General features: G+C 42.4%; 17 protein-coding genes. 6 read left to right on the top strand and 11 right to left on the bottom strand.

Annotated elements, in window-relative coordinates; translation table 11 throughout:
- Positions 1–174: 174 nt before the first annotated feature.
- Together ACM0OX_RS14350 and ACM0OX_RS14345 are read left to right on the top strand one after the other, a co-directional pair.
- Positions 175–639, top strand: coding sequence for a hypothetical protein (locus ACM0OX_RS14350; RefSeq protein WP_414515605.1), 465 nt, complete (start codon positions 175–177; stop codon positions 637–639).
- 6 nt (positions 640–645) lie between these two features.
- Positions 646–1,203 (top strand): glutathione S-transferase family protein, encoded by a 558-nt coding sequence (locus ACM0OX_RS14345; RefSeq protein WP_414515604.1) that lies wholly within the window; start codon positions 646–648, stop codon positions 1,201–1,203.
- A 63-nt stretch (positions 1,204–1,266) separates the two neighbouring features.
- Here ACM0OX_RS14345 and ACM0OX_RS14340 read toward each other — a convergent pair whose 3' ends face one another.
- The 5 genes from ACM0OX_RS14340 to ACM0OX_RS14320 form a co-directional block, all read right to left on the bottom strand.
- Positions 1,267–1,758, bottom strand: a complete 492-nt coding sequence (locus ACM0OX_RS14340) for a YajQ family cyclic di-GMP-binding protein (protein ID WP_012411046.1) — start codon at positions 1,756–1,758, stop codon at positions 1,267–1,269.
- A gap of 120 nt (positions 1,759–1,878) precedes the next feature.
- Positions 1,879–2,277, bottom strand: a complete 399-nt coding sequence (locus tag ACM0OX_RS14335; RefSeq protein WP_414515602.1) for an MAPEG family protein — start codon at positions 2,275–2,277, stop codon at positions 1,879–1,881.
- Positions 2,278–2,364: 87 nt separating this feature from the next.
- Entirely contained in the window at positions 2,365–2,868 is a 504-nt protein-coding gene (locus ACM0OX_RS14330; RefSeq protein WP_041565591.1) for a hypothetical protein, read from the bottom strand.
- A gap of 84 nt (positions 2,869–2,952) precedes the next feature.
- Positions 2,953–3,864: a helix-turn-helix transcriptional regulator gene (locus ACM0OX_RS14325; RefSeq protein WP_414515601.1), complete on the bottom strand. Its 912-nt coding sequence runs from the start codon at positions 3,862–3,864 to the stop codon at positions 2,953–2,955.
- Between the two features lie 150 nt (positions 3,865–4,014).
- Positions 4,015–5,109 (bottom strand): phosphotransacetylase family protein, encoded by a 1,095-nt coding sequence (locus ACM0OX_RS14320; protein ID WP_414515600.1) that lies wholly within the window; start codon positions 5,107–5,109, stop codon positions 4,015–4,017.
- 214 nt (positions 5,110–5,323) lie between these two features.
- Between ACM0OX_RS14320 and ACM0OX_RS14315 the strand changes: the two genes are divergently transcribed.
- Positions 5,324–5,530, top strand: a complete 207-nt coding sequence (locus tag ACM0OX_RS14315; RefSeq protein WP_414515599.1) for a pentapeptide repeat-containing protein — start codon at positions 5,324–5,326, stop codon at positions 5,528–5,530.
- Positions 5,524–5,691 (top strand): hypothetical protein, encoded by a 168-nt coding sequence (locus tag ACM0OX_RS14310; RefSeq protein ID WP_414515598.1) that lies wholly within the window; start codon positions 5,524–5,526, stop codon positions 5,689–5,691. Before ACM0OX_RS14315 ends, ACM0OX_RS14310 begins: the two co-directional genes overlap by 7 nt.
- A 79-nt stretch (positions 5,692–5,770) precedes the next feature.
- Here the strand turns inward: ACM0OX_RS14310 and ACM0OX_RS14305 are convergent, their stop codons facing one another.
- The 5 genes from ACM0OX_RS14305 to ACM0OX_RS14285 form a co-directional block, all read right to left on the bottom strand.
- Positions 5,771–6,148, bottom strand: coding sequence for a response regulator (locus ACM0OX_RS14305; protein ID WP_322712093.1), 378 nt, complete (start codon positions 6,146–6,148; stop codon positions 5,771–5,773).
- Between the two features lie 160 nt (positions 6,149–6,308).
- A complete protein-coding gene (locus ACM0OX_RS14300) occupies positions 6,309–9,680 on the bottom strand; it encodes a PAS domain S-box protein (protein ID WP_414515597.1) in 3,372 nt (1,123 codons plus the stop codon).
- A 13-nt stretch (positions 9,681–9,693) separates the two neighbouring features.
- The gene (locus ACM0OX_RS14295) at positions 9,694–11,673 is read right to left on the bottom strand and encodes a sensor histidine kinase (RefSeq protein ID WP_414515596.1); all 1,980 of its coding nucleotides are present in this window, start codon (positions 11,671–11,673) and stop codon (positions 9,694–9,696) included.
- On the bottom strand, positions 11,660–11,854 hold the full coding sequence (locus ACM0OX_RS14290; protein WP_414515594.1) for a hypothetical protein: 195 nt from the start codon (positions 11,852–11,854) through the stop codon (positions 11,660–11,662). Before ACM0OX_RS14290 ends, ACM0OX_RS14295 begins: the two co-directional genes overlap by 14 nt.
- 382 nt (positions 11,855–12,236) lie before the next feature.
- Positions 12,237–12,737 carry a fatty acid hydroxylase gene (locus ACM0OX_RS14285; RefSeq protein WP_414515592.1) on the bottom strand — a complete coding sequence of 167 codons (501 nt, stop codon included), beginning with the start codon at positions 12,735–12,737 and terminating at the stop codon, positions 12,237–12,239.
- Positions 12,738–13,761: 1,024 nt separating this feature from the next.
- On the opposite strand from ACM0OX_RS14285, the gene ACM0OX_RS14280 reads away from it, so the two are divergent.
- Positions 13,762–13,908 (top strand): ribbon-helix-helix protein, CopG family, encoded by a 147-nt coding sequence (locus ACM0OX_RS14280; RefSeq protein WP_094348756.1) that lies wholly within the window; start codon positions 13,762–13,764, stop codon positions 13,906–13,908.
- A 564-nt stretch (positions 13,909–14,472) separates the two neighbouring features.
- Here the strand turns inward: ACM0OX_RS14280 and ACM0OX_RS14275 are convergent.
- Entirely contained in the window at positions 14,473–14,652 is a 180-nt protein-coding gene (locus tag ACM0OX_RS14275) for a CopG family transcriptional regulator (RefSeq protein WP_289796777.1), read from the bottom strand.
- A gap of 561 nt (positions 14,653–15,213) precedes the next feature.
- Here ACM0OX_RS14275 and ACM0OX_RS14270 point away from each other — a divergent pair.
- Positions 15,214–18,810, top strand: coding sequence for an NB-ARC domain-containing protein (locus ACM0OX_RS14270; protein WP_414515590.1), 3,597 nt, complete (start codon positions 15,214–15,216; stop codon positions 18,808–18,810).
- The last annotated feature ends 139 nt before the right edge of the window (positions 18,811–18,949 follow it).

Below are 18,949 nucleotides of genomic sequence, written 5' to 3'. Positions count from 1 at the left end.
AAATTGGTAGAATGCCAACAAGCCATTCGTTAAAGAGGGGATGAGGAAGCAAGGGGGCAGGGGAGCAGGGGAGCAGGGGGAGAATAACTCTTAACTCCTAACTCAGCACTGTTTTGCCCAATGCCCAATGCCCCATTCCCTAAATTCAATTTTTAAATTTTGAGAAATTTCCCGATGACAACTGCAATTTCCTATCCCAATGCTCCTGATTTAACAACCGATGATTACATTGCGATCGGCTTGGCAACCTGCTTCGTCAAAGAAGATGGAGAAGTCTATCAAATCGAAGTTATAGAACCGATTCCCTCTGCGGCTTTGGAAGCGCTGTTAAAGGGCATTCCTACCTCCTATAAGCTGGCTCATGCCACAACTTTGGGATCTGTGCTGGATGGCGATTCACCACTGCTACCAGAGGGCTTTCCAGAGTCGGCTCAGTTTGGAGAAGAATTTGTGCCACGGGCATTTGCAGCAGCTCGTACCTACAAGCGTCGTGAATCTGCAAAAGCCCTGATTCCCTTAGGTACAAGCTACAGTGAATTTAAGTATTCCATTGAGCGGAAGCGGGTGTTAAACGCCGCCAGAGTTGTCACCAAAGAAGACAATATTAAACAGCATTCTCACACTCATAAAGTGCTTTAAGTAATTATGCTAAAACTTTACGGTGGCGTTCGTAGTCGAGCGTCAATTGTTCACTGGTATTTAGAGGAATTAGGAATTCCCTACGAATTCGTCAAGCTTGATATGCAGGCGGGTGAACACCTCCAGCCTGAGTATTTAGCAATCAACCCATTTGGTAAAGTTCCAGCAATTGTTGATGAGGATTTTCAGGTTTGGGAATCTGGGGCAATTTTGTTGTATCTTGCCGATAAGTATAGTAAGACTCCACTTTCAGCAGAGGAAAATGCTCTATTTTCCCAATGGGTGTTGTTTGCCAATGCTACCCTTGGCCCAGGGATTTTTGTAGAAGCAAATCGGGAGCGGGAAATGCCCCGCTTGTTGACTCCCTTAAATGAAATTTTCAGTAAGCAACCTTTTTTACTTGGCAATGAGTTCACTGTTGCTGATGTAGCGGTGGGGTCTATTTTGAATTACATTCCCATGATACTGAAGCTAGACCTCAGCCCCTATCCAGCGGTGTTGAACTATATGAAGCAGTTATCTGAGCGTCCGGCATTTCAAAGAAGTATTGGCGGACGGACTTAAAATAATTCGTAATTCGTAATTCGTAATTCGTAATTGAATTTTTAACTACGAATTACGAATTTTTTAACGATAATTTGTAAATTGCAAAGCAACTGGGTAGTCTTCTTGTTTTAGCCGCTGCATGACAACTTGCAAGTCATCCTTAGATTTGGCAGAAACCCGCACAGCATCCCCTTGAATTGAGGCTTGTACCTTTTTGAATTCGTCGCGAATCAATTTGGAAATTTGTTTGGCGATTTCCTGACTGATGCCTTTTTTGAGTTTGATTTCTTGACGCACGCGATTACCACTGGCTGATTCAACCTTGCCAAAATCAAAGATTTTTTGGGAGAGGTTACGCTTGGCAGCTTTTTCTCGCAGAATGGTGTGTACAGAATCTAAGGTAAACTCGCTGTCCGTACTAACGTTAATGCTTTCTTCAACTAACTCGACTGTAGTTTCAGTGTCTTTGAGGTCGTAACGACCTTTGATGTCTCGTATAACTTGATCGACAGCGTTAACCAACTCTTGTCGGTCAAAGTCGCTCACAATGTCAAAAGAAAAAGTAGAAGCCATAAAATATTTTGGATTTTAGATTTTGGACTTCGACTTCGCTCAGTCGAACGATTTTGGATTGGGTATTGAGATATTGGGAAAACTCTTTCCCATTCCCCAGTCGCCATGCCCCAGCCCCAATTAACTAGTAGCTTGGATGATGCTCAAGAAAAAGAGAGTGGCACAGCCAAGGATGCCAATGGCAAACATGAGCGATCGCAAAAGGGGTATATTCAAAATATAAAAAATCGAGTATAGGAAACGGGCCACCACAAAGGCGATCGCAGCCACTTGGGCTGTAAAAGAATTTACACCAGTTACATAAGCCATCAATGCGGCTGCGGCAAATATCATAAAGGCTTCAAAGGTGTTCTGATGTGCCCAAGTAGCCCGTTGGGCATAAGGTGGCAATTTATCAAACAGGGCGCGAGGAGTAGAAAGCATTTCAGGCCCAATACGCGCACGGGCATAAGCTACTAGCAAAAATGGCACATAAATGAGACAGGCAGCAGCAGCGATCGAGTACAAGAAAATTATCATTACTTATTAGTCATTGGTTATTAGTCATCAGTCATCAGTCATTAGTCATTAGTCAAATACAAATGACAAAAGACAAATGACAAATGACTAATCAAAGTAGAAAAGCGTCACTACTTTTCTTTGTTCTTCTGCATCCTGACAAGTTTGTAACAGGGTGCGACTGTCGTGAAACGCAAAGCAGATTAGTTGTTGGCAACGGGAGACAATTTCCTTGTTGCACAAATAACTAGCTTCCGCCAGAGACAGATTATCATTACTGGGATTTTCGACTAGATGCATTACCTGTTCTAGTTGCTGGCGCGATTCTAAAGGCTGGCGTTCCAAGCTTTGGGGTAGAATCACTGTCAACAAATTTGCATCAGCCCGCGTTGCTCCCTTGATGGCCGCGGAATTTGTACCTGTAGCACCAGAAGTAATGATTCGATTACCCGATAAAACTAGGGCATAAGTCATCATTTCAATAAGATTCTGATGCGTTATCGGGACGTGACGAGAACCCAGCAAGGCAATTCTTTTAGAACCTGTTTGCTGGATTGTCGCCAATTCTTGGGCTAATGTATCGAGGTTAATAAGGTCTGTTGATTGGCTCAAAGATGGAGATAATCAGACTAAACGACCCAGATATTTTACCAAACAGCGTGTAGATGCGAAGAAAACTTAAGTTAGACATTGCGACTATTTTTCGATTCTTTGGTTCAGTAACTCCATTACTTGGTTACACCAAGCTAACCAATGTGTTTCGTAACTAATGCCATTTAGGAGAGTTAAATAGTGAAATTTGCCTGATTCTGGCAGTTCTTGCGGATTATGAAAGTAATGCTGTTCTAAGTTATGGTACGTAGACAATTTTTTTTGATGGGCTTTTTGGTGATTTTCTAGCTCTGCCAAGATAATTTCCTTAGGAACAATATTGCCAGCAAAAATTTTAACCAGTAAATCATCTTTTATTGGCGTGGGTTCACAAGGTTGAGCAATCCACTCTTTGAGGTGCTGTTCTCCCAAGTCTGTAACGCTGTAGAGCCTTTTATCTGGCCGTCCTGCTTGAAGAATCGACTCGGAACTGATCCAGCCTCGATCTTCTAGCTTCGCCAACTCCTGATAAATCTGCTGGTGACTTGCTGACCAGAAAAAGCCTACAGAGCCATCGAATCGTTTTGCTAAATCATACCCACTACATAGTGCGTCAACCAGAGCCGCTAATATTGCGTGCGCTAATTTGCTACCTTGTATTTTTATCGAGCTTGTACTTTGGTTGGCTTTGTGAAGATAAGAAAAAAGTGTATGGCTTGATGGCAGTTGTTCGTTTAGCTTTGGCTTGAGTGCATAAATCAACTTGGCCTCAAGAGTTTTCAAAATGAAAGGATCTACGCATTGTAGCCAAGCTAACTTGACATTTCCCAAATCAATGAGTTCTTTAAATCTATGATGTGATATCCAACGACGTGCAAGATCAGCAGTTCTGCCTATGTAGAGAATTTCCCCAGAACCAGAAATCGCAAAATAGATGGCTGGACAGTCAGGGAGATCAGTTTTTTTCTCCAATGGAAGCGAGGGTAGTTTCAGGGGATCAATTGCCGTTAAATCCATTTACTCCTAGTTCTAGTGACTTCTATAGCCATCACTAATAAGATTCCACTGAATTCTTACTTCACTAGCTTCAAATCATCCGGGATTCGATCCCGGATGATTTACTCCTTCTGTCTCCTGCCTCCTGCCTCCTTTAATACACTCATGAATCTAAGACAATGCCGCTGCGGGAGTTAAACCTAATTTGGATAACAAGCGGTCAATGTCAAAATGCTCGGACATCAACTGACGAATATACTGAACCTTAATCGGCTCGTGGACACGGACTTGCCCAAAAGTGCGGTCAACAATTCCGACAGTAGTGAGGGTATCTAAGTCAACAGACAAAATGGGGATTTCTAGTTCTTCAGCGCGACTGAGAATGAACGGTGGGGGTGGTAGTTGCCCAGTGAGAATTAAACATTGGGTAGAAGTTTCTAAAGCCGCTTGCTGAATTTCCACCCGATCGCCTCCTGTCACCACTGCCATATTCCGGCGTTTGCGGAAATATTTCACAGCTGAATTGACATTCATCGCTCCAATTGCCAGACTTTCTACCAACAAATCCATGCGATCGTTGCGACAGAGAACATCAGCCTTTAACTGTTTGACTAGTTCGCCAACACTCACACTGCGGAGCAAATCGCTGTTTGGCAGCATTGCTAGCACCGGAATACCCTGCTGTTCCAAAAATGGTAGTATGAGAGTCTCAACCGCTTCTAGTTGGGTGACAGGGATATCATTGATAACAACTCCAATCAAGCGATCGCCTAGACGCTGTTTTGCAGCCAATAGCGCCTCAACCGAAAGCAACGATTTATAGCGGGCTACTAACAGCACACCAGCATCCAATACTTCAGCCATTTGTAGCAAAGACAAGTCAAACAAATTGCCTTCAGACAAATCACCAGGCCCTTCCAGTAACACCAAATCTCCTTGAGACTTATGTAAATATTGCTGTATTAGGGACTGCTGATAATCGGTTTTGTCTTCCCCTCGCAAGCGCTTTTGCACATTTGGTTCATCCAAAGCCAGCATTGTAGGTGCAACGCGGTTTTCCGGCAAATTGAGGCTAAGAGCGATGAACTGGACATCTTCCTCAATTACGGTTCCACCAGACGAATTGAAAGACGTACCGAGTGGTTTACCGTAGGTAATATCCAGACCTTTTTGCTGTAGCTGATGAGACAAACCCAGAACAGTTGCAGATTTACCGCTGTAATTCTCGGTCGATCCAATCAGCAAATATTTAGGGGATTTTGGCACACATGCACTCCTAATTTCAAAAGTCAGAAGAACCCAGCTAGGTGTTTCCTAATTCTAGTTCCTTCTGGCAAAAGCCTCTCGCTCTCACAAATTAAGCTTTCCCAGAATTACCTTCTGAATCAGCAGGGGCAGAAGAAAGGTTTTCTTTCCTTGTGTCGGCTCTGCTAACCTGTACGCCTACTCTTGAAGATTTGTAATTACGGTTTGTGCTAATTTGAGTGGTTCTGAATTTTTCACTGCCATTTTGCGGAAAGGCAATCTCAAGAATGTGGGTTTGAATCATGCCGATTTGGCTGGCGCTGATTTGAGCGGAGCTTCTCTCAACAGGGGCAACCTCACTGATGCTAATTTGGCTGGTGTTAAAAATGCCAACATCAGTGGGGCTTGTTATGTACACCACTACCACTATGCCGGATGGTAGTGTTGTTCGCAGTCGCTAAATTTGTGAATGCAGATCGCAATTCAGATGCGATCGCAGCTACTTTTAATAATTTTAAAAAGTATTTAATTCTATCTAAAAAACTGATGATTAAAAGTCAAAATAGCCTAGTTGCAGAAGCAAGCTACGCCCATTGCGGATGAATTAGCAAAACAAAGAAAATACTGCGATCGTCTACGTTAAATTGGAAGCGATCGCAGGCAAAATCATTCAATAATTTCCTTACAAGCCCAACACCTGCATTGATTTTTCAAGAACTTCTTTGGGACGAAATGGTTTAGTTAGATATAAATCTGCACCAACCTCAATTCCTTTTTGTTTATCAAATTCCTGTCCCTTCGCTGTCAAAATTATAATGTAGATATCAGTCATTTGTAGGTCGTGTTTTACAATATGGCAGACTTGTAGACCATTCATTTTTGGCATCATCACATCAAGAAAAACCAGGTTTGGTTTTTCAGTTTTGATAGTTTCGAGAGCTTCTTCTCCATTTCTAGCAGTTAGAAGTTCAACACCCTCATCTTCTAATGCTTCTAAGGCTTGTTCCATCAAAATTAAGATATTGGGTTCATCATCAACAATTAGAATTTTCTGGTTCATAGGGATTGGGGATTGGGAATTAAGCATTTGTACTGAGCGTAGTCGAAGTAGCGCAGTAGAAGGGAGTCGAAGTATTGGGCATTGGGCATTAAAAAGAGGCGGAGGGGAAAATTCTGCTCCCTTGCTTTTTGCAAAGTTCCCAGTCCCCACTCCCTAGCAATTACTGTTCAGACAACATAATAAAAAATACATTTTCCAACTCCTTCTCAAAGCGTAGGGTTTTCACCAAATCGGCTTCTTGAGAGAATATAGAGTCGATGATGATCATGTCAGGTTTGGCTGACAGGGCTTTATAAATGCATTCTTGCGGATCGGAAGCTTCAATCACGCTGTATCCCTGAGTTTGCAGTACATCTGATAGGGTTTTTAAGGCTGATGCATTTTTATCTACAACCAATACCTTTTTACTAGAAGTGCCTTGGTAAAGCAGTGAGCCAATTTCGTTGAGGAGTTTTTCTGTATCAATGGGCTTGGTAAGATAGCGATCGATGCCAATGTGGTAGCCCCGTTCTTTGTTTTCAATAATTGACAAAATGATGATCGGAATATCTGCGGTCTGAGGATCGTTTTTGAGAACGGCTGCCACATCGAAGCCGTTGATTTGCGGCATCATCACGTCCAAAAGAATCAGATCGGGACGGGCTGTTTTGATTTGATGAATTGCATCCATGCCGTCTTTAGCTTCTCGAACATTGTAGCCTTCGTTTTCCAGTTGTTGACGGAGCAGTTCCCGAATGTTGGCGTCATCATCTACAACCAAAATGGTTTTACAATTTTGGTTCAGCACAGCGTTTTTGGTGATGACGTGTTCTTTGAGTTGTTTGACTAGCGTATCCAAATTCAGATTAGCAGTGGTTTGTCGATCGCTGGCGTAGGTGGGAATGATGAACGAGAATATGCTGCCGTTACCTGGTTGACTCTCAACCCAGATTCTACCGCCGTGATGATCGACGATTTGTTTACAGATGGGCAGTCCTAACCCTGTGCCTTTGGGTTTGTCGGTGAGAGTGTCGCCAACTTGGCGGAATTTCTCGAATACTTTCGGCTGATCTTCAGGTGCAATCCCAATGCCTGTGTCGATGACGCTAATGCAAACACCGTCGTTTCCTTCTTTGACACGGCAGGTGACACAACCAGATTCGGTAAACTTAACGGCATTGGAAATTAGGTTGATTAAAACTTGCAGCAGACGGTTGCGATCGCCTACTATTTGAGGCAGTCCAGGTTCAATCTCGCTGACCAACTGCAAGCCATTGCTTTCAAATAACCCGGCAGTAGAATTGGTTGCCCAATCCAGTAATTCACTGGGATCGATCGGCTGCATGTGCCATTCCACCTTACCCGCTTCCATTTTGGCGATGTCCAGGACATCGTTAATCAAAGACGTGAGCCGTTCTGCTTCCGACACAATAATGTTGAGATTATCAGCCACCCGCTTAATCGTTTTCTGAAGCTTGCGGTCTTCGGTAGAAATCATGGGGAACACATCGGTTTCCAGTTTTTCTTGAATGATGGATGCAAAACCGAGGACAGAAGTCAGTGGCGTCCGTAGCTCATGGGAAACTGTTGAGATAAAGTCGGTTTTCATCTGGTCGATTTCCTTTTCTGCCGTCACATCCCGAATCAGCAATGCCGAACCGAAGCAGGCAGCGGGTTCTGAATCTGTCGTTTTTTTGAAAATGGCGGTTGCCACTGCCTGACCAATGCGTTCCTTGGTCAGTGCAACTTCGGCAGAGAACACCTCACTGGGATGGGACTGAGTTCGTGCAACCAGGTCTGCTAAACCAGATATCGGCAGTTCTCGGTAGTGACCGTTGAGGGCGGTAGCTGTCAATTCATACATAGCTAGAAAGGCAGGATTGAAATGGGTGATTTGTCCTGCGGTGTCTGCCACTAACAAACCATCAGCTAAGTTATCTAAAATGGCATTTAATCCCTGCGCTTCTGCTAAGGTATTTTGCAAGGCAGCCGTCCGCTCGACAACTCTCGCTTCCAGTTCTTGATTCAGTTGCCGCAGAGCAATTTCTGCTTGTTTGCGGGCAGTAATGTCAGTATTGATTTCTAGCATGGCGCAGGGTTGACCGGATAAATCTCGTTGCAAAGTCCAGCGGCTCTGAACGGTGATCGGTCTGCCATCGCGCGTGATGTGTTCCAGTTCTCCTTCCCAAGTGCCCTCCCGTAGAAACTCTGATAGAATTTCTTCTAAAGGTTTTGGAAAGGTTGATTTTAGAAATGCGTGAATGCATTGGTCTTTCACTTCCTCACGCGTCCAACCGTAGAGCCTTTCGGCACCCTGATTCCAGTGAGAGATTGTGTCGCTCATGTCGCGGACGATGATGGCATCGCTGGAATGATTTAACATATCCAATAAACGTTGATTTTCAGCTTCTGCCAGTTTGCGATCGTGGATATCAGTACATGTACCAATCCATTCCCGAATACTGCCGTCTTCTTCCAGGACGGGGGCACCACAGACCCAAAAGTAGCGGTATGTGCCATCTTTACCATGCAGCCGATATTCGGTTTGGTAGATACCTCGATTTGCCACAGCAGCATTCCAAACTTCTGTAGAGTTGGCACGGTCATCGGGGTGAATTGGATCGATCCAGCCCCAACCTTCTACTTCAGCTTCGCTCTGCCCCGTATAGTCCATCCATGTAAGCATTTCACTACTTATTCCCAGCCCTTCCGGGGTAGCTCCCCAGACGATCTGTGAAGTAGCGGTTACTAACGAGCGATATCGTTCTTTAAGACGCTGATTTTCGGCTTCTGCCAGCTTGCGCTCATGAATATCGGTGCAAGTGCCAATCCACTCCCGGACGCTGCCATCTTCTTCTATAACGGGCGCACCCCAGACCCAAAAGTAGCGATAGTTGCCATCTTTGCCACGAATTCGGTATTCAATTTGATACATACTTAGGTTTGCCACGGCAGCACTCCAGACTTCTCCGGTGTAGGCGCGATCGTCAGGATGAACGGCATCAATCCAGCCCCCATTTTCCGCTTCAGCTATACTTTGACCTGTATAGGCTATCCAGCTTGCCAGTTCAAAGCAAATTCCATCTGGTGTGCTTACCCAGACAATTTGTGTATTAGCAGTTACTAGAGAACGGTATCGGGCTTCACTCTGTTTCAAGATTTGTTCAGTATGTTGCCCTTCCTGCTGAACGCGTCGAAGGTTGCTGATATCCTCCACACTAGACCAGATCAGTTGCTCCCCATCTTTATCAATCATCAGTCCAGATAACCTTACCGGAACCAGATGCCCGCCTTTGTGGATGTACTCCTTCTCATAAGGCCCATAGCGACCAGTTCGTTCCAAGTCTTCTAGGCAAGATTGCTCCGTAGCAGCATATTTTTCTGGGGTAATCTGCCAGTAGGTGAGATTCAGGGTTTCTGAAACAGTTCGCCCCAAAATGGCAGCATAGGCGGGATTGATGCTAATTAGCGTCCCATCTGTTCGACATAGTGCTAGCCCAACAGGACATTTTTCAAATAGCTGACTATTGTATTCATCAAGTTGGTTAAACATGGTTGAGGTTTCTTTAATGGCGTATTTGGGTAGGGTTAGAACAACAGAACCAAGACAACAAAGTGGCGTAAAGCCTTAATGAAATTGGGTGGCGTTGGAACATCTGGTAAATTTGATCGGGTGATGCACCTTCCACATTTGGACTATGCTTTGAAAGCCGCTGGATCAGTTGAGTATGGCGGATCAACAAATCCGTCGGTTTGAGCATTGGAGCTGTTGATGGAATGAAGCCGTCGGTATCGGAAGTATGGGATAATTCTGTGGTTCGAGTTGGCGAGGTAGAAGTGTAATTCTGTTCTTCAGTCGCTTCTGCAAATGCACAATTTAACGGAATCTGAATCCAGAATTCTGTCCCTTCACCTGGTTGAGAACGACATTTGAGCATTCCCCCATGTTTGTCTACAACAATCTGGTAGCTGATTGCCATGCCTAACCCAGTTCCCTTACCAATATCTTTCGTAGTGAAGAAGGGATCGTAAATGTGGCGAATTACTTCCTCCTTCATTCCTGTACCGTTGTCAGCAATGCGAATCACAACCCATTGTTGGTCAAGAACTTTGGTACGAATAGTGATTTGGGAATTGGGGATTGATGATTGGGAACTACTCCTGACTCCCGAATTTTCTATACCTTCTTCCAAAGCATCAATGGCATTTGCCAGGATATTCATAAATACCTGATTCAACTGTCCGGGGTAGCATTCAATCAGAGGAAGTGTTGCATAGTCTTTAACGATTTCAATTGCTGGACGATGAACATCTGCTTTCAGGCGATGGTGAAGAATCATTAAGGTTCCATCGATGCCATCGTGGATGTTAACGGCTTTCATTTCTGCTTCGTCATGGCGGGAGAAGTTTTTCAAGGATTGGACAATTTCAACAATGCGACTTGTGCCCAGTTTCATTGAATCTAGCAGTTTGGGGAGATCCTGTATAATAAATTCCAGGTCTATGTTGTCTAACTCTGATTCCAGTTCTGGAGGAGCAACAGGTAGGAATTTCTGATACTTTTCCAACAGATACAACAAGTCTTGAGCATATTCGGCAACATACTTTAAATTGCCGTAAATAAAGTTAACCGGATTGTTGATTTCGTGGGCAACTCCGGCAATAAGTTGCCCTAAACTGGACATTTTTTCGCTTTGGATTAACTTAGTTTGGGCCAATTGCAACTCATGGAGAGCTTGCTGAAGCTTCTGTGTTTGGGCTTTTGCCTGGAGGGCTGCTTGAGTGCTTTGCTCGTAAAGCACAGCTTTGTCAATAGCGATCGCTGTTTGAGAGGCAAAGATACTTACCAGTTTCAGGTGTTCAGCTTTGTATGAGTCAGTTTTAGTCGTTCCAATGGCGATCGCTCCCAGTACCCGCTCTTTGGCTCGTAACGGTACGCAAATCATTGCAGCAACGTTTTTTTGCCCTTCTAATCGAGGATCGGCTTGCACATCATTGACAAGTTCTGCTCGGTTGGATTGCACAATGTTGCCGATAATTCCCTTACCCGGTTCCGGCTGATTATGGTCAAAAAACACTCCAAATTCGGCAATGATTTCAAACGCAGTTGCATCTGGACTCAAAAGCAGAATCATCCCCGCAGATGATTCAATTAATTGACTCAATTCTTGCAGCACAAGTTGGCCGATCTGTCGCGTATCTAAACTTGTTGTCAGTTGAGTCGAGATATCGTCAAACAAATCAATTTCCTGATATCGCTCTAGCAATTCTTTGGCAAGTACTTTCTTTTCAGCTTCCTGCTTTGCCAGAAATGAGAGCAAATTTGCAAGTATAATTGCCTGTTCTTCCCCAACAACCCAACCGATGATTTCTCCTGAAACCTCGATTGGATAACGGTTTTCTACAGTTTGCTCCCCAATGCTAATCAGTTTCGTGCCGTCTACCTGTTCAACATCAATCGCGATGTTGAATTGGTAGACTAAGTTATGAATAAGAGATGGCAACTCTTTTTTGTTGAGCATCTTTCTGAGGCTAACTGCGGGCATGAAACACCTCATCTAGAGCAGGTTGCAAATTTCTAGCAATCAGTGTTGATTTGTTGGCGTAGTGTCTCAAACAGAAACTTACACTGTATTGCAACCTCCTGCCACCTTCATCGTAGCTATCTGTACCCCTTTGTATAAGCAAGCTACGCCTAGCATCTCCCGAAAAGAGAGGAATTGTCATAAAAATCTAGAGATATAATAATTTACTAATTAAGACTAGTTTTCCCAAAAACCTTAGCTATATAACAGCGAAGTCGAGCGTTAGCAAATACCTTTAAACTCTGTACCAGAGGTATTTTTCCGTCCTTGTAACTCGCTTACTGTTCGATCGCTTAGAATAACTATAAATTAAAAAAAAATAATTAGATAAAAGCATAGATATAAATCTATGTTAGATTTATATCTTTTGTTGCTACTCCTCATAAATTAGGAATTAGCTTTTTGAGTATATGGGTGAGCGTATTTCTGAGAGTATAATAATCGCCTTTAGTGTACCAAAAGAAGCTGCGATCGCAGCTTCTTTTGGTAATTTTAAAAAGTATTTAGGTAAGCGCTAGTTTTAGTTAGATCCGAGAATCGCGAAAACGAAGTCTGAGTAATCGCAGCCAGCGCAACCACATTTGTGCAGGTTGTTCAAAGAAGGTGAAAATATCGCCGAAACCTAAATTGGTTTTGTGATGATGCAACCAGTGTCTCTCAGGAGTGGTAATAAATAGAATTTGACATAAGATATTTACAAGCTTTGGAGTTTGCCAACCTAGTACACTTATGTGTCTCCACCATACATGAAACTGACCAAACAGTAATCCAGAGATAACGCCAATGGGAGAGAAAGACCACAAGACTACTGCTACAAGTACATAAGGTAAAGCTCCCAAGATACCATCTAAAAGAACCTGGGGATTAAAAGTCAAAATAGCATAGTGGCGGAAGTCCTTCTTCCAGGAGTGGTGCGTTTTTAAATGAAGGCTACCAAAAACGTGCTCGGGTACGTGATAAAAGAATGTAGATAGAAAATCGCCAACAAACAGTAATAACCAAGCAACAGCAATAGCCTCAAGCATTTGTACTCCTCAAGAATAGTTAAGAAAACTCCACAGAAAATATGCAAATGTCATGCTGTGGGCGTAGACACCTAGTTTTCCGCCACTAAAGCAGCATCTGTGCGTCTTATGTGTCTACGCTCTAGCTAATTTGGCTCAGAGTATATGTAATTGCTTTAGTTGCAGTTTCTATGAATCTCCAATCCTTAATGCAGTAATCAGCAACTCGTAAGAACCTCCAATTTGACTTTTAACTCTGGGTTAATGGTATCAATACATCTAAAACCCGATGGAAATACAGTATTTTGCCATAGTTACTACACAATCTTCTTACTAAGGCATACAGCGTAAGCAAAGGTTGAGTTAAACTTAGTACAAATTTAGGTTAAGGCTTTCTACAATATTGTTAATTCTAAATTAATTGCAATTAATCTTCAATTATGACTAGATTTAGAATGATAGAAATAGATATTCTGCCAATATTAATTGAGTTGTTGCGGTGAATAAAGTAGATTTATAATTTAATTGAAACGCTGTAAAATTTTGAGCGTCTAGAATTAACTAGATGCCAGATATATGTTCTGTAAATCGAGTAATAATATTACTCTCAACCTGCACTTTCAATGATGAATTAACATTGAAAAGACAGGGATAATTTTAGAATTTATCTTTATTTGCCAAGTGCGTTTGGATTCTCTTACTCTAGATCATTAGCTCACTCTTGTTGTAGACACTCACAACTTTATGTGTCATTCTTGTCCTGTAGTTGCTGTTGCGCATAGCTTGCTACGCGCAGCGAACGGGTAGGCATTAGACTACAGCCTAAACTAAAAGGGATAAAAATTAAATGATAGAGTACCAAATATTGATTCTTCCTTTATCATTTATAGACAAGTTAGTAAATTAGTAAAGCACACCTGTAATATTTATTTACAACGTGTCCTATTGAAAGGGTATCTCAGTATATCCAATATTTAGGTTACTTTCCATTTGGAAGGTAAAATCAGGATTTGAAGTTATGATTACACGATTTATCTATTTCAGTATGAACAAAAAATGGGCAGTCAAGCGAATCACTATAAACCTGGCATCAAATGAAGCCAAAAACCTTGAAAAATATTGTGAACAGACAGGCAGACCAGCAACAGATGTAATTAGAGAACTTATTCGAGCCTTGCCACTGACAAAATAAAAGTAGATTTGCGAACAATTTTACCTTGGTTTATTTTCAAGATATAAGCATTAGAATTTGGTTTAATTGGAGGTCTTAAAGTAAGAGGTAGTAATTTTTTATAATGATTGAGAGGAACATAAAAATTTAGTTTATGGCGTGCTGCGCTTATTTACGGTGGGCGCGCCGAAAAGAAGATGACACGATCGCTATTATTGAGTTGCATAATGAGGAGTGAGAGAATATTTTTTTGGTTCGGTGACTATCCTTATTCTGTCGTAATCTTCGTTAGAAAATAATCTCTAACCCATGTTGTTTAAAATTTTTGCAACAAACAACAGCATTGAAGTAGCAAATATACAGTCGTGAGGATCTAATTTATAGACATCTCCAGAAATTAGGTTTTCACCTAGACAGGATAAGGATTTGAGATTCTTTTTCGGAGATGTCTTATGATTACTGCTCTTGCAATTACTCACGTCAGAATCAAATTGGAAACCTTTGTCCAAATCTGCAACACCTTCTACTTCAGCTAGAACTCTTCTGGACTGGCGCTTTTCAGACTTGGCATCAACGTTCAGTAGGTCAAGGCAAAGCTTGAATGAGTTCTCGAATCACGTCTATTGCTAGTTTGCCTGCCTGTTCACAATACTTTTCAAGGTTTTGGGCTTCATCTGATGTCAAATTGATAGTGATTCGCTTAATCGCTCTTTTTTGACTGGAGGTTGTCAAACGGGGAAATTTAAGTGCAGCAGTTTTATTCATTGATTGATAAGCTAGATATACACAAACTTTCCTTATCAAGATTGCCAATTCTGAGCTGTCTTTACCAGTGAAAATCGAGATTTTGAGATTGAACTTAAGCTTTACGCCCCAAAAATATTACGGAGAATACGAAGTATTAAATAACTAATGCATACGGAATAGTTCTCCCGTTAGCAAGTGCAATAAAAAAACTTTCGGCTGAAGAAATGATGTTAGCAATGCCCTAGAGTCTAGATAGTCTGTTGAGCAAGCGGCGTTGAATTACCGAGATGAGTGGATGCCAAAGGTAGCTTTTATCACTAGACCTCTGGCAAAAGTGCTTTTTGCAAGAGAGGGGAAAAGGGTAAAGGTTAAAGGGGAAGGGGACAATACAGAACCTTTTTCGCTTCCCCTTTTCCCGACTTATGCAAGAAGTCTACTGAATATTTTGGTAATATACCTGTTTTAAATCCTCTGCAACATGAGATTACTCGTTTGTTATGGCTATTACCCCATATCTATAGCAACCTAGTAGATTATTCCTTTTAATAAAAAGTGATTAAACGAACAGTGAGTTAGTACATGACTTTACAGAATTGGAGACGTAAGCGTGGCGTTACACTTACTACCAAGGGTTTACAAAAAATTAAAGAAGCAAAGCATCAATCAGAAGCAAAAGAAAATTTTGGAAATCGGTATACTCTTGAAGAAATGAGTGTACGTTCTGGTTTATATTCCGCTACCATCTCGAAAGTATTGAATCGGGAAGGAGGAGTTGACAAACAGACTATTGAGAAGCTTTTTTCAGTTTTTAACTTAAAAATAGATAAAAATGACTATTCAAGCTCAAATACCCGTCTAGATTGGGGAGAAGCTATCTTTAATTCCGCTTTTTATGGGCGTGTAGAAGAACTTATTACACTAGAGCAATGGATTCTCAATGAGCACTGCCAATTGGTTGCACTATTGGGAATAGGAGGTATTGGCAAAACAGCACTGTCTGTAAAGTTTGCTCAAAAAATTCAGGACAACTTTGAGTATGCGATCTGGCGATCGCTACGAGAAGCACCGCCTGTTAAAATTATTCTAGGTAACTTAATCCAATTTCTATCTGACGAACAGGAAACAGAAAGTAACTTACCAGAAAGTTTTAGCGATCGCGTATCGCGACTACTCTATTATTTACAAAATTATCGCTGTTTAGTGATCCTTGATAATGCAGAATCAATTCTCCGCAGTGGTAGCCGCGCTGGACTTTATCGAGAAGGATATGAGGAATATGGTGAGCTTTTAAGACGGGTGGGAGAAGCAACTCACCAAAGCTGCTTAGTGTTGACTAGTCGTGAAAAACCTAGAGAAATAGCATTTTTGGAAGGACAAGCACTACCTGTTCGCTCATTGCCACTGAGTGGATTGAAGGTGGCGGAAGGGCAAGAAATTTTAAAACTCAAGGGACTATCAGCGGCAGAGGATGAATGGAAAGTAATGATTGAACGTTACGCAGGCAATCCATTAGCCTTAAAGATAGTTGCCACGACCATTCAAGATGTTTTTGATGGTAATATGACTGACTTTTTGCAACAAGACACGGCTGTTTTTGGAGACATTCGCGATATCTTAGAGCAGCAGTTTGAGCGCTTGTCAGATTTAGAAAAGGAAATAATGTATTGGCTAGCGATTAATCGAGAGTCGATCGCACTATCAGAATTGCGAGGTGATATTATATCACAAGTACCGCAAGCAAAATTACTAGAAGCTCTGGAATCTTTAGGAAGGCGATCGCTAATCGAGAAGGCTTCTTTACGAGAGGCTGCGCGTAGCTTGCTTCCTCGTAGGGGTACGCTAATGCCAACGCCTACGCTGATTGAAAAAAGTGAAGCACTATTCACACTTCAGCCTGTGGTCATGGAGTATATGACTAGTAGATTGATAGAACAGGTCTGTGAAGAGATTGTCACTCAGAATATTGATTTATTTAGGCGTCATACTTTAATAAAGGCGACTGGTAAAGACTATGTTAAAGATATTCAGATTCGCCTTATCCTTAAACCAGTTATAGATGGGTTACTTAACCACTTAAGAAGCAAAAAAAATATTGAAAGTCGGTTAACTCAAATTCTTGCAACACTGCGAGAAGAATCTCCGCTAGAACCAGGGTATACGGCTGGTAATATTCTCAATCTGCTTTGTTATTTAGAGACGGATCTAAGTGGCTATGATTTTTCTTATCTGACTGTTTGGCAAGCAGACCTACGCAACGTAAATTTTCACAATGTAAATTTTGCTCATGCCAATCTAAGTAAATGTGTTTTTGCTGAAACCATAGGGGGGATTCACTCAGTGGCATTCAGCCCTGATGGAAAACTTTTAGCGACAGGAGATACTAATAATGAGATTCGCCTGTATCAGGTTGTGGATGGAAAACAACTGCTTACCTGCAAGGGGCACAAGGGTTGGATTTGGCCAGTTACCTTTAGTCCTGATGGTCGTGTTCTCGCTAGTGGCAGTGATGACCAAACAGTCAAGCTATGGGATATTAGCAGTGGGCAATGCCTCGCAACCTTAGAGGGTCATAGCGGTGGAATATGGTCTGTTTCCTTCAGTTCGGATGGTAATATACTGGCAAGTGGTAGTGAAGACACAACGGTGAGGTTGTGGGATGTTAGCAGCGGTCAATGCATTAAGATTCTACAGGTATCCAGTCGGGTATGGGCAGTCGCATTTAGTCCTGATAGTACAATTCTTGCGAGTGGAAATGACGATCGCACGGTGAGACTGTGGGATATCAGCATCGGTAAATGTATCAAAATCTTACTGGGACACACCCATAGGGTGCAGTCTGTTGCCTTTAGCTTGCATGGTTCGCTAGCTAGTGGTTGTCATGACCAAACATTAAGGTTGTGGGATATCAGCAGTGGTCAATGTCTTCAAATTCTGCAAGGTCATACTGACTTAATAAATTCAGTTGCTTTTAGTTTAGATGGTCTTAAGTTGGCAAGTGGGAGTGATGACCAAACAGTTAAGCTGTGGGATGTGAGTACAGGTGGATGCATCAAAACTCTAAAAGGACATGGTAGCAAGGTGTGGTCAGTTGCCTTTAATCCTAATGGTACAACGCTGGCCAGTGGTAGTGATGACCAAACCGTTAAGCTGTGGGATGTGAGTACAGGTGGATGCCTCAAGACCTTCCAAGGTTACTGTAATGGGATATGGTCAGTTACCTTCAATCCTCAAGGCACCATGCTTGCTAGTGGTAGTGGCGACCAAACGGTGAGGTTATGGGATGCCAGCACTGGTCAATGCCTCAAGACGTTGCGGGGGCATAGTAATCGGGTTACATCAGTTTCTCTTAACCCAGACGGTAGCATGCTTGCTAGTGGTAGTGAGGATCTAACGGTGAAACTATGGGATATTAACACCAGTAAATGTCTCAAAACTTTGCACGGACATAGTAATAGAATATTATCAGTCGCCTTTAGTCCCAATGGCACGATGCTGGCCAGTGGTAGTGAAGACCAAACAATAAGACTGTGGGATGTTAGCACTGGGCAATGTTTGCGGATTCTGGAGGGACAAACTCATCGGGTATGGTCAGTCGCTTTCAGCCCAGACGGTCATACATTAGTTTGCGGTTGTCACGATCAAACAGTAAGGCTGTGGGATGTTAGCACTGGGCAATGTTTGCGGATTCTGCAAGGTCATACTGACTGGATCTGGTCAGTTTCCTTTAGTCCTGATGGTACGACATTGGTAAGCAGCAGCGGTGACCAAACAGTGAAACTATGGAATGTTAGCACCGGATTGTGCCTCAAAACTTTGTATGGGCATACCAATTGCGTATATTCCGCTGCCTTTAGTATGGATGGTTGCACATTAGCAAGTGGTAGCGGAGACCAAACTGTGAAGCTGTGGGATGTCAGCACAAACAATTGCGAGAAAACTTTATCAGCACACAGTAAGTTAACCTGGTCAGTTGCTTTTAATCCTAAAGGTAATACTTTAGCTAGTAGCAGTGAAGATGGGACGATTAAGCTTTGGGATATTTTGACAGGTGAATGCCTGAAAATTCTTTTTAGCTCTAGACCTTATGAAGCCATGAACGTTACTGCTATTACGGGTGTAACTTTAGCGACTATTGCCACTCTAAAAGCTTTGGGAGCGGTTGAGCATCAAGATTAGCAGTACTTTAGTACTACTACAGTGATTCCTCATTTGTTCTTCATTCAATATCTTGAGATGCTTTGAAATCCTACACTTGCCGTTGACACAATAGATGTTTCTGAAGCAAGTAGAAATTGCGAACCTGTAAACTTCACCT

It is taken from the genome of Nostoc sp. PCC 9305 (assembly GCF_963920915.1).
In the GTDB taxonomy this organism is placed as follows: Bacteria; Cyanobacteriota; Cyanobacteriia; order Cyanobacteriales; family Nostocaceae; genus Nostoc.
This window is presented reverse-complemented; position numbering and strand designations above follow the sequence as displayed.

Bases quoted from the DNA above. Each gene is read 5' to 3' on its own strand.
- ACM0OX_RS14350 (WP_414515605.1), top strand. From the start codon at position 175: ATGACAACTGCAATTTCCTATCCCAATGCTCCTGATTTAACAACCGAT.
- ACM0OX_RS14345 (WP_414515604.1), top strand. From the start codon at position 646: ATGCTAAAACTTTACGGTGGCGTTCGTAGTCGAGCGTCAATTGTTCAC.
- ACM0OX_RS14340 (WP_012411046.1), bottom strand. From the start codon at position 1,758: ATGGCTTCTACTTTTTCTTTTGACATTGTGAGCGACTTTGACCGACAA.
- ACM0OX_RS14335 (WP_414515602.1), bottom strand. From the start codon at position 2,277: ATGATAATTTTCTTGTACTCGATCGCTGCTGCTGCCTGTCTCATTTAT.
- ACM0OX_RS14325 (WP_414515601.1), bottom strand. From the start codon at position 3,864: ATGGATTTAACGGCAATTGATCCCCTGAAACTACCCTCGCTTCCATTG.
- ACM0OX_RS14310 (WP_414515598.1), top strand. From the start codon at position 5,524: ATGGTAGTGTTGTTCGCAGTCGCTAAATTTGTGAATGCAGATCGCAAT.
- ACM0OX_RS14305 (WP_322712093.1), bottom strand. From the start codon at position 6,148: ATGAACCAGAAAATTCTAATTGTTGATGATGAACCCAATATCTTAATT.
- ACM0OX_RS14300 (WP_414515597.1), bottom strand. From the start codon at position 9,680: ATGTTTAACCAACTTGATGAATACAATAGTCAGCTATTTGAAAAATGT.
- ACM0OX_RS14295 (WP_414515596.1), bottom strand. From the start codon at position 11,673: ATGCCCGCAGTTAGCCTCAGAAAGATGCTCAACAAAAAAGAGTTGCCA.
- ACM0OX_RS14290 (WP_414515594.1), bottom strand. From the start codon at position 11,854: ATGACAATTCCTCTCTTTTCGGGAGATGCTAGGCGTAGCTTGCTTATA.
- ACM0OX_RS14285 (WP_414515592.1), bottom strand. From the start codon at position 12,737: ATGCTTGAGGCTATTGCTGTTGCTTGGTTATTACTGTTTGTTGGCGAT.
- ACM0OX_RS14280 (WP_094348756.1), top strand. From the start codon at position 13,762: ATGAACAAAAAATGGGCAGTCAAGCGAATCACTATAAACCTGGCATCA.
- ACM0OX_RS14275 (WP_289796777.1), bottom strand. From the start codon at position 14,652: ATGAATAAAACTGCTGCACTTAAATTTCCCCGTTTGACAACCTCCAGT.
- ACM0OX_RS14270 (WP_414515590.1), top strand. From the start codon at position 15,214: ATGACTTTACAGAATTGGAGACGTAAGCGTGGCGTTACACTTACTACC.